At 73.4% G+C, this 25807-nt stretch carries 23 protein-coding genes and 1 pseudogene; 20 read left to right on the top strand and 4 right to left on the bottom strand.

Annotated elements, in window-relative coordinates:
- Positions 1-124 precede the first annotated feature (124 nt).
- Positions 125-1933: an aspartate--tRNA ligase gene (gene aspS, locus ACTMTJ_RS36005; protein WP_441223164.1), complete on the top strand. Its 1809-nt coding sequence runs from the start codon at positions 125-127 to the stop codon at positions 1931-1933.
- A 274-nt stretch (positions 1934-2207) separates the two neighbouring features.
- Here aspS and ACTMTJ_RS36000 read toward each other — a convergent pair whose 3' ends face one another.
- Entirely contained in the window at positions 2208-2480 is a 273-nt protein-coding gene (locus ACTMTJ_RS36000) for a hypothetical protein (RefSeq protein WP_441223163.1), read from the bottom strand.
- A gap of 102 nt (positions 2481-2582) precedes the next feature.
- On the opposite strand from ACTMTJ_RS36000, the gene ACTMTJ_RS35995 reads away from it, so the two are divergent.
- The 12 genes from ACTMTJ_RS35995 to ACTMTJ_RS35940 all read left to right on the top strand — a co-directional run bounded on the left by ACTMTJ_RS35995 (position 2583) and on the right by ACTMTJ_RS35940 (position 17332).
- On the top strand, positions 2583-2798 hold the full coding sequence (locus ACTMTJ_RS35995; protein WP_441223162.1) for a hypothetical protein: 216 nt from the start codon (positions 2583-2585) through the stop codon (positions 2796-2798).
- Between the two features lie 26 nt (positions 2799-2824).
- Positions 2825-4204 carry a replication-associated recombination protein A gene (locus tag ACTMTJ_RS35990; protein WP_441223309.1) on the top strand — a complete coding sequence of 460 codons (1380 nt, stop codon included), beginning with the start codon at positions 2825-2827 and terminating at the stop codon, positions 4202-4204.
- Between the two features lie 1187 nt (positions 4205-5391).
- Positions 5392-5709: a hypothetical protein gene (locus ACTMTJ_RS35985; RefSeq protein WP_441223161.1), complete on the top strand. Its 318-nt coding sequence runs from the start codon at positions 5392-5394 to the stop codon at positions 5707-5709.
- Between the two features lie 2855 nt (positions 5710-8564).
- Positions 8565-9215, top strand: coding sequence for a hypothetical protein (locus ACTMTJ_RS35980; RefSeq protein ID WP_441223308.1), 651 nt, complete (start codon positions 8565-8567; stop codon positions 9213-9215).
- A gap of 75 nt (positions 9216-9290) precedes the next feature.
- Positions 9291-9770 carry a DUF948 domain-containing protein gene (locus ACTMTJ_RS35975; protein ID WP_441223160.1) on the top strand — a complete coding sequence of 160 codons (480 nt, stop codon included), beginning with the start codon at positions 9291-9293 and terminating at the stop codon, positions 9768-9770.
- Between the two features lie 87 nt (positions 9771-9857).
- A complete protein-coding gene (locus tag ACTMTJ_RS35970; RefSeq protein ID WP_441223159.1) occupies positions 9858-10139 on the top strand; it encodes a hypothetical protein in 282 nt (93 codons plus the stop codon).
- Complete coding sequence (alaS, locus tag ACTMTJ_RS35965) at positions 10136-12823, top strand: alanine--tRNA ligase (protein ID WP_441223158.1); 2688 nt, start codon at positions 10136-10138, stop codon at positions 12821-12823. The genes ACTMTJ_RS35970 and alaS overlap by 4 nt, the downstream gene beginning before the upstream one ends.
- A gap of 309 nt (positions 12824-13132) precedes the next feature.
- Positions 13133-13591: a Holliday junction resolvase RuvX gene (gene ruvX, locus ACTMTJ_RS35960; RefSeq protein WP_441223307.1), complete on the top strand. Its 459-nt coding sequence runs from the start codon at positions 13133-13135 to the stop codon at positions 13589-13591.
- A complete protein-coding gene (gene mltG / locus ACTMTJ_RS35955) occupies positions 13591-14778 on the top strand; it encodes an endolytic transglycosylase MltG (RefSeq protein WP_441223306.1) in 1188 nt (395 codons plus the stop codon). Before ruvX ends, mltG begins: the two co-directional genes overlap by 1 nt.
- Positions 14775-15596 carry a shikimate dehydrogenase gene (locus ACTMTJ_RS35950; RefSeq protein ID WP_441223157.1) on the top strand — a complete coding sequence of 274 codons (822 nt, stop codon included), beginning with the start codon at positions 14775-14777 and terminating at the stop codon, positions 15594-15596. Before mltG ends, ACTMTJ_RS35950 begins: the two co-directional genes overlap by 4 nt.
- Positions 15597-15647: 51 nt before the next feature.
- Positions 15648-16826: a chorismate synthase gene (aroC, locus tag ACTMTJ_RS35945; protein WP_441223156.1), complete on the top strand. Its 1179-nt coding sequence runs from the start codon at positions 15648-15650 to the stop codon at positions 16824-16826.
- A gap of 29 nt (positions 16827-16855) precedes the next feature.
- Positions 16856-17332, top strand: a complete 477-nt coding sequence (locus ACTMTJ_RS35940; RefSeq protein ID WP_441223305.1) for a shikimate kinase — start codon at positions 16856-16858, stop codon at positions 17330-17332.
- Here the strand turns inward: ACTMTJ_RS35940 and ACTMTJ_RS35935 are convergent.
- On the bottom strand, positions 17329-18054 hold the full coding sequence (locus ACTMTJ_RS35935) for an alpha/beta fold hydrolase (RefSeq protein ID WP_441223155.1): 726 nt from the start codon (positions 18052-18054) through the stop codon (positions 17329-17331). The two genes, ACTMTJ_RS35940 and ACTMTJ_RS35935, sit on opposite strands and share 4 nt — an antisense overlap.
- 57 nt (positions 18055-18111) lie before the next feature.
- On the opposite strand from ACTMTJ_RS35935, the gene ACTMTJ_RS35930 reads away from it, so the two are divergent.
- The 3 genes from ACTMTJ_RS35930 to aroQ all read left to right on the top strand — a co-directional run bounded on the left by ACTMTJ_RS35930 (position 18112) and on the right by aroQ (position 20802).
- Complete coding sequence (locus ACTMTJ_RS35930; protein ID WP_441223154.1) at positions 18112-19092, top strand: helix-turn-helix transcriptional regulator; 981 nt, start codon at positions 18112-18114, stop codon at positions 19090-19092.
- A 214-nt stretch (positions 19093-19306) separates the two neighbouring features.
- Positions 19307-20368, top strand: coding sequence for a 3-dehydroquinate synthase (aroB, locus tag ACTMTJ_RS35925; RefSeq protein ID WP_441223153.1), 1062 nt, complete (start codon positions 19307-19309; stop codon positions 20366-20368).
- Positions 20365-20802, top strand: a complete 438-nt coding sequence (gene aroQ / locus ACTMTJ_RS35920) for a type II 3-dehydroquinate dehydratase (RefSeq protein WP_441223152.1) — start codon at positions 20365-20367, stop codon at positions 20800-20802. Before aroB ends, aroQ begins: the two co-directional genes overlap by 4 nt.
- On the opposite strand, the pseudogene ACTMTJ_RS35915 reads toward aroQ, so the two are convergent.
- Both ACTMTJ_RS35915 and mptB read right to left on the bottom strand, forming a co-directional pair.
- Positions 20728-21864 (bottom strand): annotated as a pseudogene (locus ACTMTJ_RS35915) (glycosyltransferase 87 family protein); the annotation flags it as partial. The gene aroQ and the pseudogene ACTMTJ_RS35915 overlap by 75 nt on opposite strands.
- Positions 21861-23237 carry a polyprenol phosphomannose-dependent alpha 1,6 mannosyltransferase MptB gene (mptB, locus tag ACTMTJ_RS35910; protein ID WP_441223151.1) on the bottom strand — a complete coding sequence of 459 codons (1377 nt, stop codon included), beginning with the start codon at positions 23235-23237 and terminating at the stop codon, positions 21861-21863. The gene mptB and the pseudogene ACTMTJ_RS35915, both read right to left, overlap by 4 nt.
- Before the next feature lie 149 nt (positions 23238-23386).
- On the opposite strand from mptB, the gene efp reads away from it, so the two are divergent.
- From efp to ACTMTJ_RS35890, 4 genes are all read left to right on the top strand, one after another.
- Positions 23387-23944 (top strand): elongation factor P, encoded by a 558-nt coding sequence (efp, locus tag ACTMTJ_RS35905; RefSeq protein WP_377250163.1) that lies wholly within the window; start codon positions 23387-23389, stop codon positions 23942-23944.
- Between the two features lie 54 nt (positions 23945-23998).
- On the top strand, positions 23999-24409 hold the full coding sequence (nusB, locus tag ACTMTJ_RS35900) for a transcription antitermination factor NusB (RefSeq protein ID WP_441223304.1): 411 nt from the start codon (positions 23999-24001) through the stop codon (positions 24407-24409).
- A 61-nt stretch (positions 24410-24470) separates the two neighbouring features.
- Positions 24471-24791 carry a hypothetical protein gene (locus tag ACTMTJ_RS35895; RefSeq protein WP_441223150.1) on the top strand — a complete coding sequence of 107 codons (321 nt, stop codon included), beginning with the start codon at positions 24471-24473 and terminating at the stop codon, positions 24789-24791.
- Between the two features lie 2 nt (positions 24792-24793).
- Positions 24794-25606 (top strand): hypothetical protein, encoded by an 813-nt coding sequence (locus ACTMTJ_RS35890; protein WP_441223149.1) that lies wholly within the window; start codon positions 24794-24796, stop codon positions 25604-25606.
- Positions 25607-25807: the final 201 nt, after the last annotated feature.

Genomic DNA, 25807 nt, shown 5'->3' with positions numbered 1-25807 from the left:
GCGGGGCGGTGACGATCAAGGCGGCCGCCTGGGATAAGCCGCGCTGACGGGCGGGTGCCTCCGGGTCACTCCGGGTATCCCTGACAGAATGTCCGCGGATACCCATTGCGAAGGAGATGCACCCGTGATCCGTACCCATGACGCCGGCAGCCTGCGCGCCGCGGACGCCGGCACGACGGTGACGCTCGCTGGCTGGGTGGCCCGCCGGCGCGACCACGGGGGTGTCATCTTCGTCGACCTGCGCGACGCGTCGGGCGTGGTGCAGGTGGTGTTCCGGGAGGAGATGGAGCTCGCGCACGCGCTGCGCAACGAGTTCTGCGTGAAGGTGACCGGCGCGGTCGAGCGCCGCCCCGAGGGCAACGACAACCCGGAGCTGCCCACCGGTGAGATCGAGGTCAACGTCTCGGCGCTGGAGATCCTCTCCGAGGCGGCACCGCTGCCGCTGCCGGTCGACGACAACGTGGACGCGGGCGACGACATCCGGCTCAAGTACCGCTACATCGACCTGCGCCGCGGCGGGCCGGCGCGGGCGATCCGGCTGCGTTCGCGGGCCAACCAGATCGCCCGCACGGTGCTGCACGACCGCGAGTTCGTGGAGATCGAGACGCCGACGCTGACCCGTTCCACGCCCGAGGGCGCGCGCGACTTCCTGGTGCCGGTGCGCCTTCAGCCCGGCACCTGGTACGCGTTGCCGCAGTCGCCCCAGCTCTTCAAGCAGCTGCTGATGGTCGGCGGGATGGAGCGCTACTACCAGATCGCCCGCTGCTACCGCGACGAAGACTTCCGGGCCGACCGGCAGCCGGAGTTCACGCAGCTCGACATCGAGATGTCCTTCGTGACGCAGGACGACGTGATCGACCTGGGCGAGACGATCGTCGGCGCGCTCTGGCGTGAGCTGGCCGGCCACGAGATCACCGCGCCGATCCCGCGGATCACCTGGCACGACGCGATGGCGCGGTACGGCTCGGACAAGCCCGACCTGCGCTACGGCGTCGAGCTGACCGAGCTGACCGACTACCTGCGCGGCACCGAGTTCCGGGTGTTCGCCGGCGCGATCGACGCGGGCGGGTACGTGGGCGCGGTCGTCATGCCGGGTGGCGCCGCGCAGACCCGCAAGGAGCTCGACGGCTGGCAGGACTGGGCCAAGGCGCGCGGCGCCCGCGGCCTGGCGTACGTGGTGCTCGACGCGGAGACCGGCGAGCCCCGCGGCCCGGTCGCGAAGAACCTGAGCGAGGCCCACCTGGCCGGCCTGGCCGACGCCGTGGGCGCCAAGCCCGGCGACGCGATCTTCTTCGCGGCCGCCGCCGACCGCCGCGAGGCGCAGGAGCTGCTCGGCGCCGCGCGCATCGAGATCGCCCGCCGCTCCGGGCTCGTCGACGAGGACGCGTGGGCGTTCTGCTGGGTGGTCGACGCCCCGATGTTCGAGCCGACCGAGGAAGGCGGGTGGACGGCCGTGCACCACCCCTTCACCTCGCCCAACTCCACCTGGATGGACCGTTTCGAGGAGGCGCCCGACCGCGCGCTGGCGTACGCGTACGACATCGTGTGCAACGGCAACGAGATCGGCGGCGGCTCCGTCCGTATCCACCGGGCCGACGTGCAGCGCCGCGTCTTCGACCTGCTCGGCATCACGCCGGAGGAGGCCAACGACAAGTTCGGCTTCCTGCTGGAGGCGTTCAAGTACGGCCCGCCGCCGCACGCCGGGATCGCGTTCGGCTGGGACCGGGTCTGCATGCTGCTGGCCGGCGCCGACTCGATCCGCGAGGTGATCGCCTTCCCGAAGACGCGGGGCGGCTACGACCCGCTGACCGGCGCGCCCACCCCGATCACGCCCCAGCAGCGCACCGAGGCCGGCGTCGACGCCAAGCCCAAGGCCCCTGGAGACAAGCCCGGCACCGCCGGCGTCGCCGCTCCGGTCGAGCACGGCAACTAGCCTCGCCCGCCGCGCTTCACGACCAAACCCCGACCCCCGCCTTTCGGCGGGCGCCGGGCGCGCACTGTGCCGCGATGATCGTTAGCCCGAAATCCGCATTCTTCCCGGCGTGTCACACGGCTGTAGGGCTAACGATCATGGTCGGCCCAGATGCTGGGCCGCGACCCGTTGTGCTACCGCGACCAACCGATCAGGGTGAGTCGGCGGGCGTGAGGTGCGTCACGCTCTCCTCGCCGGGCTGCGGCGGCGGGGCGGCGGCGGTCCACAGAAACTCCTAGTCGTCCTGGTGGGCGACCCTCAGCGGGCCCAGGTCGGCGGCGGTGGCGCGGGGAAGGTGCAGCCACTCCGCACCGGCGCCGGCCAAGATCTCCACCGCCCGCGCGGGGTCACCCATCGCGCAGGCCATCAGGACCGTCGATCCACGATCCACCCATGCCGTGGTACCGGGCAGGAGGTACCCGGTCACCTGACCGTGGGTGTTCAGACGCGCGTACGGCGAGTCACCGGTCGCGGCCAGCACCGCCTCACGGCCCGTGATCATCTCCATGCGCGCAGCCTAGGCGGGCCGAGAAATGTCCACGGTGGACGCTTGGCCGGTTGTGGCGCGGGGTACATGAGGCGTGCACAAAACCCCCCTCAAGGAGGATTCATGTTCGCCATCGCTGCTGCCGCGGTGTTCGGCTTCGCCCTGCTTCTCGACCTGCTCGACTCCGATCTGGGTGCACCGGATCTCTTCAACTGGAACACCCTTGTCCTCATCGGCCTGTTCCTGCTGGCCTTGTACTTCGCCGGTATCGGCCGCGGCCCGGCCGGTGGCGGCGGCGGCGGACGGTGGTACCGCGGTCGGCGTCCGGGCCGCGGTTGACGATCGGCCGGTACTGTCTGTGGGTGATGGAGACCGACGGCCTGTTCCCCCTCGCGGCCACCGGCGTGCGCACGCCGCCCGCCGGGAGTGGCGCCACGGGTGGGTTCACCCCGCCCGGGGCCGACTCCCCGCTGCCCGTGCGGATGCGCCCCGCGTCGCTCGACGAGCTGGTCGGTCAGGATCACCTGCTGGCGCCCGGCGCGCCCCTGCGGCAGCTGGTCGGCGGCTCGACGCCGATGTCGGTGATCCTGTGGGGGCCGCCGGGCAGCGGCAAGACCACGATCGCGCACCTGGTGGCGGCGGCCACCGATCGGCGGTTCGTGGCGATGTCGGCTCTCTCGGCCGGCGTCAAGGACGTGCGCGCGGTGATCGACACGGCCCGGCGCGAGCGGCGCGCCGGCGGGCCGCCCACCGTGCTCTTCATCGACGAGGTGCACCGCTTCAGCAAGACTCAGCAGGATTCGCTGCTCGCGGCCGTCGAAGACCGCACTGTCACGCTTCTCGCCGCCACGACGGAAAACCCGTATTTTTCCGTGATCTCCCCGCTCCTGTCCCGGTGTGTGCTGCTCACCCTCCAGCCCCTCGACGACGACGCGGTGCGCGGGCTCATCCGCCGCGCGACCACCGACGAGCGCGGGCTGGGCGGGGCCGTCACCCTTGATCAAGAGGCCGAGGACCATCTGGTACGGCTCGCGGGCGGCGACGTGCGCAAGGCCCTGACCGCCCTGGAGGCGGCCGCGTCGTCCGCGTCGGCCCGTGGCTCGGCGACGATCGACCTGGCCACGGCCGAGCAGGCGGTCGACGTGGCCGCGGTCCGCTACGACCGCGACGGCGACGCGCACTACGACGTGACCAGCGCGTTCATCAAGAGCATGCGCGGCTCCGACGTCGACGCCGCCCTGCACTGGCTGGCCCGCATGCTGGTCGCCGGGGAAGACGCGCGCTTCATCGCCCGCCGCATGGTCATCTTCGCCAGCGAAGACGTGGGCATGGCCGACCCGACCGCGCTGTCGGTGGCGACGGCGGCCGCCCACGCGGTCGAGTACGTGGGGCTTCCCGAGGTGCAGCTCAACCTCGCCCACGCCGTCATCCACCTGGCCACCGCCCCAAAGTCCAACTCCGCCACGGTCGCGATCGGCAAGGCGATGGCCGACGTACGCGCCGGGCGCGGCGGCGCCGTCCCCAAGCACCTGCGCGACGCCCACTACCAGGGCTCGCGGGGGCTGGGCCACGGCATCGGCTACAAGTACCCGCACGACGACCCGCGCGGCGTGGCCACCCAGCAGTACGCCCCGGACGACCTGGCGGGCACCGACTACTACCGACCGAGCGACCACGGCTCGGAGCGTGCGGTGGCGGCCCGCCTGCCCGCGCTGCGCCGGATCGTGCGAGGTGAGGATGCCTAGGGGGCGCTGGGGCCGCGGAAAGGGCGAGGAGCCCGTCGACGAGCCGGTCAGCGGCGAGGAGACCGGCTGGCTCGACGACCTGCGCACGGCCAAGCAGGAGGGCGCCGCGATCGGCCCAGGCGCGGCCGGCGCGTCGGCGTACGCGAAGCTCCCGACCGGCGACGAAGACGAAGCCGACGAGGACGGCTGGCCTCCGCACCCACCCCGCCGCCCCGACGAGCCGGCCGGCCCCGCGGTGCCGCTGCCCAGCGCCCAACGTGCCCCCTTCGGCCCCGCTGGCCCCGGGGGACCTGGTCCGGGTCCTGGTCCCGGCAGCTCCGGTCCTGGCACACCCGGCCCGGGTGGCCCAGGCGGCCCAGGTCCTGGCATGGCCGGTCCCGGCCGTCCGGGTCCCGGCACGCCCGGCCACGGTGGCTCGGGCCCTGGCGTTCCCGGCCGAGGTGGCTCCGGTCCTGGCATGCCCGGCCCAGGCGGTGCAGGCCCCGGCATGCCCGGCCAAGGTGGTCCGGGTCCCGGCCAGGGCGGTCCGGGTCCCGGCCAGGGCGGTCCGGGTCCCGGCCAGGGCGGTCCGGGCGGCCGGGGTCATGGGGGTCCCGGTCCTGGCGTGCCGGGCGCGGGCGTCCCACCGCGTGCCGCCGACCGGTCCACCGTGCGGCGGGGGAGCGGTCCGGGTGGCCGCGAGGTTCCGCCGCCGGCCGGCCCTCCGGTCGTGGCCGGCCCGATGCCCGGCGGTGAGCCGCCCCGCTCCCGTCACGCCGACCCGATGCCGCCCGGCGGATACGGTGATCCGCCCCCGCCCGCCCGTCACGGCGATCCGGCCCGCTACGACGAGCCGGTAGGCCGCCGGGGCGAGGGCGGCGCCCGCGGCCGCTTCGACGAACCCGCCACCGGCGCCCGCACCGCCGGCCCACCCCGACACGGCGACTCCGGCGGCTTCCATCAGGTCCTGCCCGCGCCCGGCCCCGACGGCGCCGGCGGCCCAGGCCGCCACGGCGACACGGGTGACGTAGCCGCCGCCGGCCGGCGTGGCGACACAGGCGACATCACCAGCTCCGGCAGCCGCGGCGGCCCTGGCCGTCACGGCGACACGGGCGACATCACCGGCGGCGGCCGTCATGGCGGCACCGGTGACGTCATGGGCGGCGCCCGTCACGGCGGCACCGGTGACGTCACAGGCGGTGGCCGTCATGGCGGCACGGGTGACGTCATGGGCGGTGGTCGTCACGGTGGCACGGGTGACGTCATGGGCGGTGGTCGTCACGGTGGCACGGGTGACGTCATGGGCGGTGGTCGTCACGGTGGCACGGGTGACGTCATGGGCGGTGGTCGTCACGGTGGCACGGGTGACGTCATGGGCGGTGGTCGTCACGGTGGCACGGGTGACGTCATGGGCGGTGGTCGTCACGGCGGCACGGGTGACATCACCGGTGGCGGTCGTCATGGCGCCACTGGCGACATCGCGGGCGGCGGTCGTCACGGCGGCGGTCCCGGTCCGGGGCGGCTGAGCGACACCGGCGGCTTCGCGGCCGTCCCGCCCGTCGCCCGCCCGGGCGAGCCCGAGACGCGACGCCCCGACGGCGCGCGCGGCCGCTTCGATGGCCCCGGCCGCCACGGCGACAGCGTCCCGCCCCGCTACGACGAAGCCACCCGGCCGGGCGAAGCACCCCCACCTCGTGGCGCCCACCCTGGCGAAGCGCCCCCAGCACGCCACGGCGACGGCTCCCCGCCGCTTTACGGTGACGCGGCACCACCCCGTCACGGCACCGCCGCCGTGCCGGGCCGCCGTGGCGAGCCGGTGCCACCGGGTCGCTTCGACGAGGTGGCACCGGGGCGCTTTGCGGACGGGCCGCGGCACGGCGAGCCGGTCCCGGTCCGGCAGGGTTCCGGCCCGTCGCCACACGGTGAGCCCAACACCGGCGGCTTCCAGGCGATGGGCGCCGCGGCGGCGGCCCGGCCGGCTGCCTCCGACCACGGGCGGCCGGCGGAGACTCTGGTCCCTGAGTCCGGCAACGCGCCCGACGTTCCACCGTCCGCCCGCGAGACCACCGACCTCCCGCGTGGCGGCACACCCGGCCGCCGCGACGGCATCACCGAGCCACCGCGCGACGGCGGCGGCCGCATCGACGGCCCCCAGGTGCCGCTGCCGGGCACCCGCGCGTCCCGCCACGCCGACAACCAGGCCGCGCCCCCGGCCGGCCCGGTCCAGGACGCCCCCACCGAGCCGGTCATGCCGCCGCGCGGCCGTACCCGCGGCGGCGGGCAGCGCACGGTCCCGCGCGGCGACCGAGCGGGCGGAGGCGCCCGCTCGCGCTGGGTCGACCAGGAAGCCACCGGCGGCCAGCGCCTGCCCGACCAGCCAGCCGACACGAACGGCTGGGCCGAGCCAGACACCCGCGGCCCGGCACGCGCGGCGCAGTCGGGCCCACCGGTCGCGCGCCCGCCGATGCCCGACTCGCCGCCACCAGCGTTCGTCGACGGCCCGGAAGGCGGCCGCCGCCGTGCCCAGGGCGGACCCGCCGGCTACGACACCGGCGACGTGGCCGGCCACGACAGCGGTCACCGCCGGACGCGCGGCCACGACACCGGCGACATCGCCGACCCGGCCGCCCCGCGTCGCGGTGCCGCGGGCTACGACACGGGCGACGTCGCCGACCCGGGCGCCGGGCGTCGGGGCGCGGCCGGCTACGACACCGGCGATGTAGCGGGCCCCGACGGTGGCCGCCGCAGGACACGTGGCCACGACACCGGCGACATCGCCGACCCCGACGGTGGGCGCAGGCGGGGTGGCCAGCGGGCGCCGGCGGATGACGACGACCTGGAAGGCTTCGCCGGACCTGGCGGCCGCCCGCGCGGCAGCCGTGGGGTAGGCCGGCCCCGTGCGCCCATGGGCCAGGCGGGGCCAGATCTCGGACCTGGCCCGCGTGGTGCTCGCGGGCCGGGCGTCGCCCCCGTTTCGGACGGCGGGCCGGGCGCACCGGCGGGTCGCGCCGCGCCCGTCGCGCCACCCGTGGTCCCGGGCCGGCAGGGAGCGACACCGCCGGGTGGCGCACGCGGCCGTGGCGGCGGCCGTCCGGGTGGTGGACGCCCGCCGATGGACCAGGCCGGCCCCGGAGCCCGCTTCGGGCCGGAGGGGCAGTCCGGGTCGCGCCCGCCTTTCGGGCCGGATGTCCCGCCAGGGCCCCGGGGACCGCTCGGATCCGACGCCCCGCAAGGCCGGCCGGGCATGCCCGACGGCCCGCCGATGGGCGGACCGGGACGGCCGGGCGGGCCCCGATCGGGTGGTGAAGCTCCGGCCGGATCGGGCGGCCCAGCAGATGGTAGGCCCGGCGGCCGTGCGGTGGCAGGCGCGGCGGGAGTGCCCGGCGGGCCCGGAATGCCCGGTAGCCCAGCCGTTCCCGGCGGACCCGGCGTCCCTGGCGGACCGGGCGTCGCGAGCGGACCCGGCGTCGCGGGCGGGGCGCGGGTGCCCGGCGGCGGCGCCAACCGGCCGGCCGGCCCGCGTGGGCCGGCAGCGGATCGCCCTGGACCGGACGGCGCCGGGATGGCGAGCGTCCCCGGCCCCGGTGGACCGGGACGCGGCCCCGGCGGACGCGGCCCGACAGGCCCCGGGCCGGACGGACGCGGCCGCCCCGGCGTACCAGGCCCAGACGGAAGAGGCGGCCCCGGCGGACCAGGCCTAGACCCCCACAGCGGACCAGGCCCGGACATGCGCGGACCAGGCCCGGACGTGCGCGGTCCAGGCCCGGACGTGCGCGGTCCAGGCCCGGACGTGCGCGGTCCAGGGCCGGATGTGCGCGGCGGGCCAGGACAGGACGTCCGCGGCGCGCCAGGGCAGGACGTCCGCGGGGGACCAGGGCCTGACGGGCGTGGCGGACCCGGCGTCAACGGGCGCGGGCTCGACGGACCGGGCCCGCGCGGGTCCGGAGGGCCACGTGCGCGGGGTACCGCCGGGGGCCCACCGGGGTCGAGCCAAGCCACCGACGGTGCGCGCGGAGCCGCGCAGCCGGTGCGGGCCGCCGCGGCCGCACCTGTCGTTCCGCCCGGAGTGGCGGCGGGGGCCGCCGGCGTGGCTGGAGCCGCCGCCGTGCCGGGGCGGGCTGGTGTTCCGCTGCCGGGCGGGGGGCCGGCTGTGCCTGGCGCGGGAGCGCGCGCCGGTCGTGCCGCGCCACCCGGTGGGCGGGTCGTGCCGCCTGGCAGTCCCGTCGCGCCGACCGGAAGTCCGGTGGCGGGCGACCCCGAGCCGGTCGCTGTCGCGCGCGCCTCGGTGGCGCCCCCGCCCGAGCCGGGTGTGCGGGCGACGCGGCCGGCGGCGCCGCTCAGCCAGGCCGGGGACGGACCTGATTCCGTACCAGAGGAGAAGCTGGACCACGACGGTGGTGCCGGGCCGGCGGAGGCTCGGGAGCAGCGGACGTGGCGGCTTGTCGCTCTTGTGGTCGCGAGCTTGATCGTGTTGGGGGCGCTGCCGCTGTACTTCGGCATCCGCACCGCCACCCGCGACCCGGTCCTCAACTCGCTGAACGCCCTCAACGTCCCGGGCTGGGCCCAGGAGAACGCCCAGGACGCGGTCAGCGGCAGCCGGTGGTGCCTTGTGGACTGCCGTTTCCGGGAGCGGACCGCGCAGTCGCGGCAGGGGCCCGAGCAGACCACGTCGGTGTACGAGGCGGCGCTCGTCGAGGCGGGCTGGCGGCGGTGGGAGGCCGCGAAGCTGTGCCCCGAGCAGCCGGTGGCCGGCCACTACACGTGCTGGACGCGCGACGAGCTCACGCTCGACCTGTGGGTGCGGCCGCCCTCGTGCGCCAACCAGCAGCAGACCGAGGGTGCCACGCCGCCGCCGGCCGCGCCGGGTGGGACGTGTGAAGGCTCGGTGGTGTCGGTGAAGGTGCGCAACGCCATCGACGACGACCGGGTCCGGTCCGGGCCGAGCACCGACCCGTCGCTGACCGGTGAGGACCCCGATCCGGTGTACACCGACGATCCGCTCCTGGACGAACCGACGCCGACACCCTCCTGACCCGGCGGCCACCCGTCACTGACGGTAGGGTCTGCACGTTGGCGGATTGGGTGACTCCGGGCGGAGGAGGACGGCGTGTCGGGTGGAGAGATCGCGGCGCTGGTGGCGGCCGGTGCGTTTCTGATGCTCGTGCTGGTGCTGGCGGTGCCGATCCTGCGCCTGCGGCACACAGTGGACGCGGCGACCCGCGCCATCAACGACATCAACGACCGCACCGCGCCCCTGCTGGGCAACGTCAACACCACGATCGAGGAAGTCAACACGGCGCTGGGGCAGGTGCACACCACGTTGGACGGTGTAAACCTCCAACTGGCCAAGGTGGACACCATCACCGGCCACGCGCAGAGCGTCACGGCCAACGTGGCCAACCTCGCCACGGTCGTGGCCGCCGCCGCGGCCAACCCGCTCGTCAAGGTGGCCGCGTTCGGATACGGGGTGCGTCGCGCCGCCTCCGCCCGCCGCCACGCGGACGAGGAGCGCGAGGTGCGCACCACCCTCAAGCAGCGGCGCAAGGCGGCCCGCGCGGCCCGCAAGGCAGGACAGGCCACCGGTTGACCCCCCGGGTTCGAGGCGAGCGGAGCGAGCCAGCCGGCACAGACCCCGGGCGCGGGCGCGGTTGGCGGAACGGGAAGGATGAAGGCCATGAGGCGGTTGCTCTGGTTGGGTATCGGACTGGCGGTCGGCGCGCTCGTCGTGCGCAAGGTCTCGCAGAAAGCCCAGTCGTACACACCGGGCGGCATCGCCGCCTCGCTCTCGGAATCCGCTGGCGGGCTCGTGGAGTCCGTGCGTAGCTTCGTGGACGACGTCCGTGAAGGCATGGCCGAGCGCGAGCAGCAGATCCACGAGGCGATCGAGGCGGGCGTCCACTTCGAGGACGACGAGCTCACCGGCGACGAGTTCATGACACGGGAAGGCAATCGATGAAGACGGCGGAGATCAAGCGGCGGTTCCTGGCCCATTTCGCGGCCAACGGGCACACGGTCGTGCCCTCCGCTCCGCTGCCCGCCATCGAAGACCCCAACCTGCTGTTCATCAACGCGGGCATGGTGCAGTTCGTGCCGTACTTCCTCGGCCAGCGCACCCCACCCTACGACCGCGCGGCCAGCGTGCAGAAGTGCATCCGCACGCCCGACATCGACGAGGTCGGGAAAACCAGCAGGCACGGCACGTTCTTCCAGATGAACGGCAACTTCTCGTTCGGCGACTACTTCAAGGCGGGGGCCATCCCGCTGGCGTGGGAGCTGTCGACCAAGCCGGTGTCCGAGGGCGGCTTCGGCCTCGACGGCGACAAGATCTGGGCGACCGTCTACCTCGACGACGACGAGGCGATCGAGATCTGGCATAAGACGGTCGGCCTCCCGCTCGACCGCATCGTGCGCCGCGGCAAGAAGGACAACTACTGGTCGATGGGGATCCCCGGGCCGGCGGGCCCGTGCTCGGAGCTCTACTACGACCGCGGTTCCGACTACGGCCCCGAGGGCGGCCCGGACGTCGACGAAGACCGGTTCCTCGAGTTCTGGAACCTCGTCTTCATGCAGTACGAGATCGCGGACGTACGCAGCAAGGAAGACTTCCGGGTGGTCCGCGAGCTGCCGAGCAAAAACATCGACACCGGCATGGGCCTGGAGCGGATCGCGTCGATCCTCCAGGGCGTCGACAACCTCTACGAGATCGACGAGGTACGCCCGATCCTCTCGCTCGCGGCGGAGCTGACCGGCCGGCAGTACGGCGCGAAGTCCGGCCACGTGGCGGGCGAGTCGCACCCCGACGACGTGCGGCTGCGCGTGATCGCCGACCACGTGCGCACCGCGCTGATGCTGATCGGCGACGGCGTGACCCCCTCCAACGAGGGCCGTGGCTACGTGCTGCGTCGCATCATGCGCCGCGCGATCCGGGCGATGCGGCTGCTCGGGTGGCAGGAGCCGGCGCTGCCGCTGCTGCTGCCGGTGGCGCGCGACTGCATGGCGCCGTCCTACCCCGAGCTGGCGACCGACTTCGACCGCATCTCGCAGTACGCGTACGCGGAGGAGGACGCGTTCCTGTCGACGTTGCGGGCGGGCACGACGATCCTGGACACGGCCATCTCGGACGCGCGCGGCGCCGGTCAGGCGTCCCTCTCCGGAGACAAGGCTTTCCAGCTCCACGACACGTACGGCTTCCCGATCGACCTCACTCTCGAGATCGCGGCGGAGCAGGGCCTCTCGGTCGACCAGGAGGGCTTCCGCCGGCTGATGGCCGACCAGCGGGCGCGGGCGAAGGCGGACGCGCAGGCGCGCAAGACCGGCCACGCCGACCTCTCGTCGTACCGCGCGGCGTTCGACTCCGGCGGCCCGGTCGAGTTCACCGGGTACCACGAGGTGACGCGCGAGTCGCGGGTGCGCTCCGTGCTCAGCTCGGGCGGCGTGGCGCTGCCCGCGGCGGGCGAGGGCGAGACGATCGAGCTGGTGCTCGACGCCACCCCGTTCTACGCCGAAGGCGGCGGCCAGCAGGCCGACCAGGGCCTGATCACCGTCGGGGGCGGCCAGGTCGAGGTGCTCGACGTCCAGCAGCCGCTGCCCGGCCTGATCGTCCACAAGGCCCGCGTCGTGCGCGGCGAGGTCCGTCCGGGCGACACCGGGTACGCGGAGATCGACGTCACCCGCCGCAAGGCCATCTCCCGGTCACACACCGCGACCCACCTGGTACACCAGACGATGCGCAACTTCCTCGGCGAGTCGGCGACCCAGGCGGGCTCGCTCAACGCGCCGGGCCGGCTCCGCTTCGACTTCAACACGCCCGGCGCGGTGCCGCCCAGCGTGCTGCACGACGTCGAGCAACAGGTCAACGAGGTGCTGCTCGGCGACCTGGAGGTGCACGCGTTCATCACCTCCCAGGAGGAGGCGCGGCGCCTGGGCGCGATGGCACTGTTCGGCGAAAAGTATGGCGACGAGGTACGCGTCGTCGAGGTCGGCGACTACGCCCGCGAGCTGTGCGGCGGCACCCACGTGTCCCGCTCCGGCCAGCTGGGCCTGGTCAAGATCCTGTCCGAGGCGTCGATCGGCTCGGGCGTACGCCGGGTCGAGGCGCTGGTCGGCATCGACGCGTTCGGCTACCTGGCGCGCGAGCACCTGCTCGTGTCCCGCCTGGCCGAGCTCTACCGCGTCCCCAACGACCAGGTCGCCGAGCGCGTCGAGCAGACCGTGACCCAGCTACGCGACGCGGAGAAGGAGCTGGAGAAGCTCCGCGCCCAGCTCGTGCTCGGCGGCGCGGCGTCGCTGGCGTCGTCGGCCCGCGAGGTGGGCGGCATCGCCTACGTGGGCACCGAGGCCCCGGAGGGCGCCGGCGGCAACGACGTGCGCACCCTGGCCCAGGAAATCCGCGGCAAAATCGACCCGGCCCGCCCCGCGGTGGTCGCGGTAGCCGCCCGCGCCGGCGGCAAGGCGTCCCTTGTGGTCGCGGTCAACCAGGCCGCGCGCGGCCGCGGTGTGTCCGCCTCCGACCTGGTGAAGGGCGCCCTCTCCGGCCGCGGCGGCGGCAGTCCCGATCTCGCCCAGGGCGGCGGCCTGCCGGCGACGGAGGCCCCTCGCCTGCTGGCGTCGGTGGAGCAGGCATTGGCGACGGAGTCGTAGGGCTTTCGGCTTCAGCCCTAAACCTCCTAGATCTCAAAGCTCTACCCCGGGGCTGGTGACGCTGCGCTCCCACCGCAACCACCCCACCAACAGCGCACTAGCCGGGGACGGCCCGGCCGGAGCCCGAGGCCCCGCCGGAGGCGCCGAAGTAACCGCAACCCACAGCGGACGGGTAAGGCCGCGGGAGCAACGGAGAGCAACCACGACGAACATCGCGGTAGCTCGAAAAATACGCATGCCCCCGCCCCACGAGCACCCTCTTCATACGCGACGATGAGTAGATCAGGCGTGCGCGAGCAAAGGGAGCATATGGGCGAGTTTGTACGCGGCACCCGCCTCGGTGTCGATGTGGGGCAGGTGCGTGTGGGTGTCGCGTTGAGCGACCCCGATGGCATTCTCGCGACCCCATTGGCCACCCTGAGTCGCGACCTGAATGCGGAAGTTGATGCTATTCCTTCCGATATCTTTGAACTTGCGCGACTCGTAGATGCGTATCAAACCGTAGAGGTTGTGGTCGGGTTGCCGGTGACACTCGCCGGGAAAGAAGGACCCGCGGCAGTGCAGGCCAGGGCATATGCCGAGCGCCTGAGCAGGGCGATCGCACCGGTGCCGGTGCGGCTGGCCGACGAGAGGATGTCCACCGTCGCGGCAACCCGTAGGCTGGCCGAACGTGGCGTGCGGGGAAAGCGCCAACGTGCGGTGGTCGACCAGGCGGCCGCGGTGGAGATCCTACAGGGCTGGCTAGACGCGCAGCGGAGGCGAGCGTGATGATCGACGAGCTGGAGCTTGCGTTCGACGACGAACCCGTCGAACGGTGGCGACATCGTCGGGGGCGTAAGCGGGGCCAGAAGAAGCGTGGCGGCGCTGGTAAGAGCGTCGTCGCGTTGCTGGTGGTGGTGCTGTTGCTCGGCGGCCTCGGCGCCGGCGTGTGGTACGGCTACGACCGCGTGCAGGGCTTCTTCACCACCCCCGACTACGAGGGCGCCGGCCAGGGCACGGTAAACATCCAGATCAAGCAGGGCGACACCGCGACAGACATCGCGAACGCGCTGGTGACGGCCGACGTGGTGAAGAGCGCCAAGGCGTTCACCGAGGCGGCGAAGGAAAACTCGCGCAGCCAGAACATCCAGCCGGGCACGTACAAGCTGCGGCTCCAGATGAGCGGCGCCGCGGCGCTCACCGCGTTGCTCGACCTGAAGAACAAGGTCGTCAACGGCGTGCTGGTCCGCGAGGGGCTGTCGGCGAAGGCGACGTTCAAGCTCCTGTCGGAGAAGACGAAGATCCCGGTGAAGGACTTCGAAGCGGCGGCCAAGGACCCGATCGAGCTGGGCATCCCCGACTGGTGGTTCAAGCGGAGCGACGGCAAGCAGGTCAAGACGCCGACGATCGAGGGCTTCCTTTTCCCGGACACGTACGAGATCGATCCTAAGTGGACGGCGAAGGAAATCGTGCGCACGATGGTCGACCGCTTCCTGACGGTGACCGGCGAGCTGAAGTTCGACGAGAAGGCGCAGGCGCTCAACCTCGCGCCGTACGACGTCCTGATCGTCGCCTCGCTCTCCCAGGCGGAGGCGGGCATCAAGGAGGATCTGGGCAAGGTGTCCCGGGTCGCCTACAACCGGCTCTACGGCGACTTCCCGTGCGGCTGCCTCGAGATGGACGTGACCGTCAACTACTGGCGCGAGCTGAAGGGCCTGCCCATCAAGCCGTCCAAGGACATGACGGTGTCGGAGCTGGACGACCCGAAAAACCCGTACAACCGCAAGCTCAAGGGCATCATCCCCACGCCGATCAACAACCCGGGAAAGCAGGCGCTCGAGGGCGCGATGGCGCCGCCGCAGGGCAACTGGCTCTATTTCGTGGCGATCGACAAGTCGGGCAAGTCGGCTTTCACCAACGATTTCAGCCAGCATCAGAAAAACCAGCAGACCGCACGCGAAAACGGCGTCCTTTGACCGACACGATTCACCGGGCGGCCGTGCTGGGTAAGCCGGTCGCCCACTCGCTCTCCCCGGTCATCCACAACGCCGGCTACGCCGCGGCCGGCCTGACCGGGTGGTCCTACACCGCCATCGAGTGCGCCGAGTCCGAGCTCGCCGGCATCGTGGCCGGCCTCGGTCCGGAGTGGGCCGGCCTGTCGCTCACGATGCCCTTGAAAGAAGTGGCCTTGTCGGTGGCCACCCACGTCTCCCCGGTCGCGGCCGCGGTGGGTGCCGCCAACACTTTGGTACGGGCTGCGGGCGGCTGGCACGCGGACAACACCGATATCCCGGGGATGGTCGACGCGCTGGGCGGCGTGCCCACCGGCGCGACGTTCACGGTGCTGGGTGCGGGCGGCACGGCGCGCGCGGCGATCGCGGCGGCGGCCCAGGCGGGCGGCGCGGCGGTGACGGTGGTGGCGCGGCGCCCGGAGGCGGTGGCCGAGCTGCGCCCGGTCGCCGAGGCGGTCGGCGTGCCCTTCGAGGGAGCGGGTTGGGCCGACGCGGCGGCGTGGGTGGCGGCCGCCGACGTGGTGATCTCGACCGTGCCGAAGGGCGTGGCCGACCCGCTGGCCGCCGAGGTGGCGTGGCGACCGTCCACTGTGCTCTTCGACGCGCTCTACGACCCGTGGCCCACCCCGCTCGCGGCGTCGGCCAGCGCGGCCGGCTGCCACGTGGTCTCCGGCCTCGACCTCCTGCTCGCCCAGGCGATCGGCCAGTGGGAGCAGTTCACGGGCGTCGCGCCTGCCCCACGGGAGGCGATGCGCGCCGCCCTGGCCGCCGCCCGCGGTTGACCAGGGACCTGGCGGCAAGCCCGCCGCGGGGCTCGTGGCAGACTTTCCAGCGTGTTGCGTTGGTTGACTGCCGGTGAGTCGCATGGCCCCGCGCTCGTCGCTCTCCTGGAGGGCGTGCCCGCCGGGGTAGAGGTGACGAGTGCCGAAATCGGGCGGGAGCTGGCCCGGCGGCGGCTCGGCTACGGGCGGGGCGCCCGGATGGCGTTCGAGCAGGACGTCATCGAGGTGATCGGCGGCATCCGCCACGGCGTCACGCTCGGCAGTCCGGTGGCCATCCGCGTGGGCAACTCCGAGTGGCCCAAGTGGGAGACGGTCATGGCCGCCGACCCGGTCGATCCCGAGTTGCTCGCCGCGCAGGCCCGCAACGCGCCGCTGACCCGCCCGCGGCCCGGCCACGCGGATCTCGCCGGCATGCAGAAGTACGGGCACACCGACGCCCGCCCGATCCTCGAGCGGGCCAGCGCGCGGGAGACCGCCGCCCGGGTGGCCGTCGGCACGGTCGCCAAGGCGCTGGTCAAGCAGGCGCTCGGCATCGAGATCGTCTCGCACGTGGTGGAGCTCGGCTCGGTGGCCGCCAAGCCCGGCCTCGCTCCCCGGCCCGAAGACGCCGAGCGGGTCGACGCCGACCCGCTGCGCTGCCTCGATCCGGAGGCGAGCGCGCGCATGGTCGCCGAGGTCGACGCCGCCAAGAAGGACGCCGACACGCTCGGCGGCATCGTCGAGGTGCTCGCCTACGGTGTGCCGCCGGGCCTCGGCAGCCACGTGCAGTGGGACCGCAAGCTCGACGCCCGCCTCGCCACCGCGCTCATGTCGATCCAGGCCATCAAGGGCGTGGAGATGGGCGACGCGTGGCTACAGGCCCGTTCGCGCGGCTCGGTGGCCCACGACGAGATCATCCCCACCGCGAGCGGCGTGCGGCGGGTGACCGACCGCGCCGGCGGCCTGGAGGGCGGCATCACCACCGGCGAGCCGCTGCGGGTCAAGGCCGCGATGAAGCCCATCTCCTCGCTCAACCGCGCGCTCTCCACCGTCGACGTGAGCACCGGCGAGGCGGCCACCGCGATCAACCAGCGTTCCGACGTCTGCGCGGTCCCCGCGGCCGCCGTCGTGGCCGAGGCCATGGTCGCGCTGGTACTGGCGGAGGCGGCGACCGAGAAGTTCGGCGGCGACTCGGTGGCGGAGATCCGCCGCAACCTCGCCGGCTACCTCGAACACCTGGTCATCAGGTGACCCGCCCGGCCTGCGTCCTCGTGGGCGTGATGGGCGCCGGCAAGACGACCGTGGGCGAGCTGCTCGCCGCGCGGCTGGGCGTCACGTTCCGGGACACCGACGCCGACATCGAGGCCGCCGCGGGCAAGCCCATCTCCGAGATCTTCATCGACGAGGGCGAGCCGCACTTCCGTTCCCTGGAGGAGGCGGCGGTGAAAGCGGCGCTGGCTGCCTTCGACGGGGTGCTCGCCCTCGGCGGCGGCGCGATCCTCTCCGAGCGCACCCGCGCGGAGTTGGCCGGGCACGCGGTGGTCTTCCTGTCGGTCGGCCTGGCCGACGCGGTGAGCCGGGTGGGGCTCGGCGCCGGCCGGCCGCTGCTGGCGATAAACCCGCGGGCGACGCTGAAGCACCTGATGGACCAGCGCCGCCCGCTGTACGAGGAGGTCGCGACCTTCACCGTCGCGACCGACGGCCGCGAGCCCGAGCAGATCGTCGAGGAGATCGCCGGGTTGTTGAAGCCGGCCTAGCCCAGCTCGGCGAGGATCTCGGCCAGGCGCTTGGGCTCGCTCAGCATCGGCCAGTGGCCGGTCGGCAGGCCGCGGATCTCGCCGCCCTGGAAGGCCGCGAAGAACGGGTGGCCCTCGGCCACCATCGCCTTCACCTGATCGAGCGGAAACACGCACGCGACGAGCGCGACCGGCAGCGCGTCACCGGCACCGGTGCGCCGGACCGGCTGGGTGGCCGCGCCCAGCGGGTGCGGCGTCGAACGCTCGCGCAGCATCGCCAGCGTCGCCTCGTCGAGGCCGGCGAGCAGCACCGGGTCGGCGGCCGCGTCCCAGTCGCGGGCGGGCAGCAGGTGGCCGTCGCCGATCTCCGCGCGCAGTCGCTCCTGCTCCGCCGGCTCGTTGGTGTCGAACTGCGAGACGCCCTCGGGTAGCGGGCCGCTCTCGACGTACACGACGCGCTTGATCCGCTCCGGCACGCGGTCGGCCGCCTGGGTGACCGGCATGCCGCCACCGGAGTGGCCGACCAGCACCACGTCGCGCAGGTCCTCGTCTTCGATCAGCCGCACGATGTCGTCCGTGTGGGTGTCGAGGTTGGTCTCGGGCGTGGCGAGGTGCGCCTTCTCCGCAACACCGGTCAAAGTGATCGAGTGGACCTGGTGTCCGGCGGCGCGCAGCGGGGCGGCCACCCCGTCCCACGCCCAGCCACCGATCCAAAACCCGGGTACCAGCACAAATGTCGTCATGCGAGCAACGTTAGGATCGAATCCGGACGCATACCGCCCGATTAAGGAGCGTGACCTGTGTCACATCCTGCCTCACGCGTACTGGGCATGCTGGAGCTTCTCCAGACCCACCACCGCCTCACCGGCGCCGACCTCGGCGCGCGGCTGGGCGTGGACGAGCGCACCGTGCGGCGGTACGCGGGCACCCTCGCCGACCTGGGCATCCCGGTCACCGCCAACCGCGGGCGGTACGGCGGCTACCGGCTGAGCCCCGGCTACAAGCTGCCCCCGCTCATGCTCACCGACGACGAGGCGGCCGCCGTCGTGCTCGGCCTCCTCGCCGCCGAGCAGCTCGGCCTCACCACCGAGGCGCCGGCCACCGGCGTCGCGCTGGCGAAGATCGAGCGGGTACTCCCACGCGCGCTGGCCGAGCGGCTGGGCGCGGTGCGCGAGTCGCTCGGCTTCACGCTCCGCCCCCGCCAGGAGGGCACCGCCCGCCCCGCCACCGCCACGCTGCTGGCGCTCGGCGCCGCCACCCGTTCCCGCCGCCGGGTCAGCCTCACCTACCGCTCGTGGCGGGGCGGTGTATCGCTGCGCCAGGTCGACCCGTACGGCCTGGTCTTCCACGCCGGCCGCTGGTACCTGACCGGCCACGACCACCGCCGCGGCGAGGTGCGGACCTTCCGGCTCGACCGGATCAGCGCGGTGGAGGCCGGCACGGAGACCTTCGCGGTGCCGGAGGGCTTCGACGCGGTCGGCCACGTGACCCGCTCGCTGGCCGGCGTGCCGTACACCTGGGAGGTCGAGGTCCTCCTCGAGACCGACCTCGACCAGGCCCGCCGCCGCATCCCCCCGAGCGTGGCCGAGCTGACCGAGACCGCCGACGGGGTGCTGCTGCGCTGCCGCGCCAACCGCCTCGACGGCATGGCCCACATGCTGGCCGGCCTGGGCTGGCCCTTCACCGTCCTCCGCCCCGACGACCTCCGCGACGCGGTCGGCGACTACGCGAAGCACCTCGCCGAGATGGCCACCCGCCACCCGGCCCACACCTCCGCCTGACCCACCGGCGGGCACGCTGGACCCGACGCCTCGCCGCCGAGGCCGCGTGGCCCGCTGCTTGTCGCGGTCACCGCGCTGCCGTACCGGGCACGAGTGTCCGTGGCGAGAACGCGCCCCTATGGGGGCAACATTTCGCCACGGACGCCAAATCGGCGTGGGATGCGGGCGAGGGGCGCGGCAGGGCGGGTGGGGTGCGGGGCTAGGCTGCTCGGCGATGGACGATGTGACCACCATTGCGGTCGGGGGTGAGCGTCCCTACGACGTGCTCGTGGGGCGAGACCTTCTCGGCCACCTCCCGCGCCTGATCGACGGGGCCGCGCGTGCCGCGGTCCTCTACGCGCCACCGCTCAAGCCGCACGCCGACGCGATCGCCGCCGCCCTCGCGGACGTGGGCGTCGAGCCGCTCGCCGTCGACGTGCCGGACGCGGAGGCGGGCAAGAGCATCGACGTGGCCGCGCACTGCTGGGACCAGTTGGGGGCGGCGGGCTTCACGCGTACCGACGCGGTGGTCGGGGTCGGCGGTGGTGCGGTGACCGACCTGGCCGGCTTCGTCGCGGCGTGCTGGCTGCGCGGTGTGCGGTGGGTGCCGGTGTCGACGAGCCTGCTCGGCATGGTCGACGCGGCCGTGGGCGGCAAGACCGGCGTCAACACGGCCGCGGGTAAGAACCTTGTCGGCGCGTTCCACCCGCCGGCCGGCGTGCTCTGCGACCTGGCGCTGCTCGACACGCTGCCGCCCGTCGACCTCGTGGCCGGGCTGGCCGAGGTGGTCAAGTGCGGGTTCATCGCCGACCCCGCGATCCTCGACCTCATCGAGGCCAAGGGCGCCGACGAGGGCAGCCTGCGCGAGCTCGTCGAGCGGGCGGTGCGGGTCAAGGCCGACGTCGTCGGCGCCGACCTGCGCGAGGGTGGGGTGCGCGAGGTGCTCAACTACGGGCACACGCTCGCCCACGCGATCGAAAAGGTCGAGGGATACACGTGGCGCCACGGCCACGCGGTCTCCGTCGGCCTGGTCTACGCGGCGGCGCTCGGGCGGCTCGCCGGGCGGCTCGACGAGGCGACGGCGAAGCGGCACCGCGACGTGCTCGACGCGCTCGGGTTGCCCACCGCATACGCCAGGAAGGCCTGGCCGGATCTTCTCGCCACGATGCGGGTCGACAAGAAGGCGCGCGGCTCGCGGCTGCGCTTCGTGGTGCTCGACGGGCTCGCCAAACCGTCCATCCTGGACGGCCCGAGTGACGAGCTGTTGCGCGCCGCCTACGAGGAGGTCGAGGCATGAAGGTGTACGTCCTCAATGGACCCAACCTCGGCCGGCTCGGCACCCGCCAGGTCGACGTCTACGGGCTGACGTCGTACGCGGGGCTTGTCGAGCTCTGCGAGGCGACCGGCAAGGAGCTCGGCCTCGACGTCGAGGTGCGGCAGACCGACGCCGAGCACGAGATGCTGGGCTGGATCCACGCGGCCGCCGACGAGCAGGCGGCCGTGGTGCTCAACCCCGCGGGGTGGTCACATTACTCGTACGCGGTGCGCGACGCCTGCGCGCTCCTCCGCGCGCCGCTGGTCGAGGTCCACATCTCGAATATCCACGCGCGCGAGGAGTTTCGTCACCACTCGGTCGTGTCCGCCGTAGCGACCGGAGTCATCTGCGGCCTCGGCGTCGACGGCTACCGGCTCGCCCTCCACCATCTGGCGCGCCGGCAGGCCGACCAATAGCGCGACGCAGATCCACACGTAGGCGTTGGCGCCGACGAACTCGCCCGGTGCCCGCCCGTCCCACCACAGCCACACGAAGCTGCTGCACAGCACCACGTAGGCGGCGGCCGCGTAGCGGCGGTGGCGCGAGTCGGCGAGCAGCACCAGCGCGGGCAGCACCCACACGAGGTGGTGCACCCAGGTGATCGGGCTGACCAGGCAGCCGACCACGCCGGTGAGCGCGGCGCCGGTGAGCGGGTCGACGCGGCGGATCCGGTAGACCCACACGGCCAGCGCGGCGACTACCAGCAGCAGCCACCCCAGCTTGCTCGGCTCGGTCGGGTCGAGGCGGGCGACGACGCCCTGGAGCGACTGGTTGGACACGTAGGCGAGGTTGCCGATCCGGTTGGTGTCCCACAGCGCCTCGGTCCAGAACGTGCGCGAGGCGTCCGGCGCGATCGCCAGCCCCACCAGCGTCGCCGCGCCGGCCGTGCCGCCCGCCACCGCGGCGGCCCGGCGCTGGCCGGTGACCAGCAGGTACACGATGAAGATGCCCGGCGTCAGCTTGATCGCGGTGGCCAGCCCGATGCCCACGCCGGACCACCGGGTCTGCCGCAGCAGCCGGGTGTCGGCCACGACGAGCAGGAGCAGCACGAGGTTGACCTGCCCGAAGCTGAACGTGTCGCGCACCGGCTCGAACACCGCCACCGCGCACGCCGCCAGCCCGAATGTGAGGCCGCGGTGCCAGCCCTGCCGCTTCGCGATCGGGTCGATCAGCAGGCCGAGCAGCGCGGCGCCGGCGGCCGTGTTGATCACGAGGCTGAGCGCGATCGCGGGGTGCCACGGCAGCAGCGCGAGCGGGCTGAGCACCAGCGCGGCGAACGGCGGGTAGGTGAAGCCGTAGTTCGTCGGCGGGCGCAGGAAGTCGTACAGCTGGCCGCCGTCGCGCAGCCAGTAGTGCACGGCACCGTGGTAGACACCGACGTCGAAGAAGCCGCGGTGGGCCGGCACGTACGCGAGGAAGACGGCCGTGGCGACGGCCAGCCCGGCGATGATGTACCACCGGCGGTCCAGGTCCTTCACCGTGCGACCACCGGCGCCTGGCTGGGCGTGAGGAGCGCGGCGGCGAGGCCGGCGGCGAGCACGCACCCGAAGACCGCCTGCGCCACCTGCTCGGCGCCGAAGGCGAAGCCGCTCGGCAGCACCACCACCGCGAGCGCCGCGCAGGACACGGCCGCCACGCGCCGCACCCGCCCGTCGGTCGCCGCGGCGGCGAGGGGGACCAGGCCCCACAGCAGGTACCACGGGCGCAGCGCCGGTCCGAAGAGGACGATCGCGCTGAGGCCGAGGCCGACCGCGTACACCGGGCCGATGTGCGTGCGGCGCAGCCACAGCACCACCCCGACGGCCATGGCCGCCGCGAGGCCGATCCACCGCCACATCGGAACAGCGTGCGCGGTGCCCAGGATCGCGCCCGTGAGGCGGCCGAGCACGCTCATCGGTGACCAGTTGCCGGTGGAGACGGGGGTGTCGAGGGCGCGCACCCACCCGTACCCGGTGCCGGCGACGGCCGTGACCACGACGGTGGTGGCCGCGGCGACGGCGGCCGCGTAGAGCATGGTGCGGGCGCGGCGCCAGCGCCCGGTGGACTGTTCCGCCCAGATGGACGCCACGAAGAGGAGCGCGACCGCCGCCGGCGCCTTGACCAGCGCGGCGAGCGCGACGAGCGCGGCGCCCGCGGCCGGGTGGCGGGCGACCGAGGCGGCCAGGCCGGCGACCAGCAGGCCCACCATGATCGCGTCGTTGTGCGCGCCGGCGACGAGGTGGGCGAGGACCAGCGGGTTGAGCGCGCCGAGCCACAGGGCGGCGGCCGGGTCGACGCCGCAGCTGCGCGCGAGTCCGGGCAGGGCGGCGGTCAGCAGCACCACGCCGAGCACCGCGACGAGCCGCATGCCGAGCACCCCGGCGGCCAGGTGCGCCCCCGCGGCCGCGGTCACGCCGGTGGCGACCAGCAGGAAGAACGGCCCGTACGGCGTAGGGGTGTGCTGCCAGATCGCCGGCACCTCCGCGGCCACCGGCCCACCGTAGTAGGCCGGCCCGTGCTCGTAGACGTCGAGGCCGGAGCCGACCATCGCGCCCTGCGCGAGGTAGCTGTACACGTCGCGGCTGAAGAGCGGGGGAGCGAGGAGCAGCGGGGCCGACCAGATGGCGAGCGTGATCATGAGCTGCCGCGGGCTCGGCTTGTCGTCGGCGGCGCGCACCACGTGCCCGAGGCGCCACCAGGCCGCGATGAGCAGGACCAGTCCGGCGTACGCGACGACGACTCCCCACCCCGGGTGGCGTCGCAGGATCGCCAGCCCGAACGGGTCCTGCGCCGGCAGCGCGCCGGCGGCCAGGCCGCCCGCCGCGAGGAGAACCGAGCCCCCCAGTCCCAGTGCGCGGCAGTTGGTCAACACGGGTGCAGGGTGTCAGCGATTGGTGTCCTGGAAACAGACATCGGTTGACGTCTTCGTTACGTCTCCAGCCCCAGGGCGTGCTCTGCCGCGCGCCGGGCGTACCAGTAGACTTGGTGGGTCAATCATTCGGATGAAGATCAAGGCAGGACATGGCCACCACGAACGACCTGAAGAACGGACTGGTGCTCAACCTCGACGGCGAGCTGTGGTCCGTCGTGGAGTTCCAGCACGTCAAGCCCGGCAAGGGCGGCGCGTTCGTGCGCACCACGCTGAAGAACGTGCTCTCCGGCAAGGTGGTCGACAAGACGTTCAACGCGGGCACCAAGGTCGACACCGCGACCGTCGACAAGCGCACGATGCAATACCTCTACGCGGATGGCGAAGACTACGTCTTCATGGATCTGGACACCTACGACCAGATCCACGTCGCCGGCGGCACGGTGGGCGAAGCGGCCAACTACCTGCTCCCCGAGGCCGAGGCGACGGTGGCGACGCACGAGGGTGTCCCGCTGTACATCGAGCTGCCGACCAGCGTGGTGCTCGAGGTGACCTACACGGAGCCGGGCCTTCAGGGCGACCGCTCCACGGGCGGCAACAAGCCGGCGACGGTGGAGACCGGCGCGACGGTGCAGGTGCCGCTCTTCATCACCACCGGCGAAAAGATCAAGGTCGACACGCGCGACGGCCGTTACCTCGGCCGCGCGTGATGTCCCTTTCCGCTTGTGGGGCGCACGGGCATGGCTGAGGCGCCCAAGTCGCAGATGCCCGCGCGCCGCAAGGCGCGTAAGCGGGCGCTCGACGTGCTCTTCGAGGCCGACCTGCGCGACCTGCCGGTCGACGAGGTGCTCCAGGCGTACATCAAGCGGCTCGAGCAGCCGCGCCCCGAGCACCTCGGTTACGCGATCGGCCTGATCGAGGGGGTAAACGCCCACCTCGACCGGATCGACGAGCTGATCGCCAGCTACGCCGAGGGCTGGACCCTCGACCGCATGCCGGTGGTCGACCGCAACCTGGCCCGCATCGCCGTCTACGAGCTGCTCTACGTCGACGAGATCGACGACGCGGTGGCCATCACGGAGGCGGTCGAGCTGGCCCGGCAGATGTCCACGGACGACTCGCCCCGCTTCCTCAACGGCATGCTGGCGCGGATCGCGGAGTTCACGACACACTGACCATTCCTTGATCGGCGTCGATGGGGTTGCCGGGTTCGGGGTTGGTTTGTAGCGTCGTCGCGTGCCGCCTACCGATGAGGAGATCCGGGTCGCGATAGCGGCTCTCCGTTCCGACGCCGACGACTGGCGCGAGTGGGCCGGCACGCTGGCCCGAGCCTCCACTGTGGTCGACGAGCTGGGCCTCTCGGTCAGCGACATGTGCGCGCTGAGCGCGGTGGTCGGCCTCCCGGAGGCGTATGCCACGCTCCGGCACCACGCCCACATGCTGGCCGTGCAGGGCTCGCTGCGCTTCGCCGAGGTGGCCGACGCGCTGGCCGAGGCCGCCGACGGCTACGAGCGCGACGAGCGCGACGCGGTCCACCGCCTGCGCGGGGTGTGGTAGCCGTGACGGCCCCGCTGCCCCTGCCCCTGCCGATCGACGCCGCCGGCTTCGATGCCCTGATCGCGCGCGTGCTCCGCCTGCTCGACCGGGTCGGCGACACCGCCGACCGCATCATCGAGGGCGCGCTGCGCGTCGCGCGCGGGCTGCCCTCGTTTCTCGCCGGGCAGGTGGTCCGGCTGCTCGACGAGTTCGTGGCGATCGTCCGCCGGCTGCTCGACCTGGTCGGCGACCTGCTCGCGCCGTATGGCAACCCGGTCCGCGTGTGGGAGACCGGCCGCCGCTGGGTGCACGACTTCGGCGGCCCGCTCAGCGAAAAGGTCGGCAAGGTCGACCCCGACCACCTCGCCGCCGGCTACGAGTGGGAGGGCCGCGCCGCCGACGCCTACCTCGACGCCGCCGCCCGCCAGCGCGGCGCGCTCAGCGCGCTCCAGGCCATCGGCACCGAGGTGGACACCGCCCTGGCCCGCCTGGCGATCGGCATCTGCGGCCTGTGGGCGGCGATCGCGGCCGCCCTCTGCTCCGCCGTGATCCAGCTCGTCGGCGCCGCGATCGCCACCGCCACCGGCGTCGGCACCCCCGCCGGCCTCGTCCTGGCCACGACGAGCGTGGCGACGGCCTGCGCCGCGGTGGCGGGCGGGGCGGCCGCGCTGGCCGCCCTGGTCGAGTGGGTCAGCGACGCCATCACCACCATCCGCCACCGCCTGCTCGACCACGAGGCCTTCCCGGACCGCGCCTGGCCCGCGCCGGCGACGCGACGCTTCAACGACGGCTCACTGACCGACGGCACCCCGTCCGGCTGGACGCTGGAGCGCTAGCCAAAGATCTTCAGGCATATTTGCCCCCGTCCGCCCGGATGGGGGCGCGGGCCGGGCCGGCGCAGCCGGCGGGGTGGGCGCGACCAACAGCGGATGGGTGAGGCCGCGGGAGCGGCGGTCTGGACCACGACGGACAGAGATGATGTTTGTGAGCACCTCCCGTCGGGGGTCTGACCCTACGACGGACTGACTTCGGGTCTT

The organism is Phytohabitans sp. LJ34 (assembly GCF_052068095.1).
In the GTDB taxonomy this organism is placed as follows: Bacteria; Actinomycetota; Actinomycetes; order Mycobacteriales; family Micromonosporaceae; genus Phytohabitans.
The sequence above is the reverse complement of the archived record's forward strand: the minus strand, read 5'-3'. Positions and strand labels throughout refer to the sequence as shown.

Excerpts from the sequence above, each read along its gene's own strand:
- ACTMTJ_RS36000 (WP_441223163.1), bottom strand. The coding sequence starts at position 2,480 with ATGGAGATGATCACGGGCCGTGAGGCGGTGCTGGCCGCGACCGGTGAC.
- ACTMTJ_RS35995 (WP_441223162.1), top strand. The coding sequence starts at position 2,583 with ATGTTCGCCATCGCTGCTGCCGCGGTGTTCGGCTTCGCCCTGCTTCTC.
- ACTMTJ_RS35990 (WP_441223309.1), top strand. The coding sequence starts at position 2,825 with ATGGAGACCGACGGCCTGTTCCCCCTCGCGGCCACCGGCGTGCGCACG.
- ACTMTJ_RS35985 (WP_441223161.1), top strand. The coding sequence starts at position 5,392 with ATGGCGGCACGGGTGACGTCATGGGCGGTGGTCGTCACGGTGGCACGG.
- ACTMTJ_RS35970 (WP_441223159.1), top strand. The coding sequence starts at position 9,858 with ATGAGGCGGTTGCTCTGGTTGGGTATCGGACTGGCGGTCGGCGCGCTC.
- alaS (WP_441223158.1), top strand. The coding sequence starts at position 10,136 with ATGAAGACGGCGGAGATCAAGCGGCGGTTCCTGGCCCATTTCGCGGCC.
- ruvX (WP_441223307.1), top strand. The coding sequence starts at position 13,133 with ATGGGCGAGTTTGTACGCGGCACCCGCCTCGGTGTCGATGTGGGGCAG.
- mltG (WP_441223306.1), top strand. The coding sequence starts at position 13,591 with ATGATCGACGAGCTGGAGCTTGCGTTCGACGACGAACCCGTCGAACGG.
- ACTMTJ_RS35940 (WP_441223305.1), top strand. The coding sequence starts at position 16,856 with ATGGGCGCCGGCAAGACGACCGTGGGCGAGCTGCTCGCCGCGCGGCTG.
- ACTMTJ_RS35935 (WP_441223155.1), bottom strand. The coding sequence starts at position 18,054 with ATGACGACATTTGTGCTGGTACCCGGGTTTTGGATCGGTGGCTGGGCG.
- aroB (WP_441223153.1), top strand. The coding sequence starts at position 19,307 with ATGGACGATGTGACCACCATTGCGGTCGGGGGTGAGCGTCCCTACGAC.
- aroQ (WP_441223152.1), top strand. The coding sequence starts at position 20,365 with ATGAAGGTGTACGTCCTCAATGGACCCAACCTCGGCCGGCTCGGCACC.
- efp (WP_377250163.1), top strand. The coding sequence starts at position 23,387 with ATGGCCACCACGAACGACCTGAAGAACGGACTGGTGCTCAACCTCGAC.
- nusB (WP_441223304.1), top strand. The coding sequence starts at position 23,999 with ATGCCCGCGCGCCGCAAGGCGCGTAAGCGGGCGCTCGACGTGCTCTTC.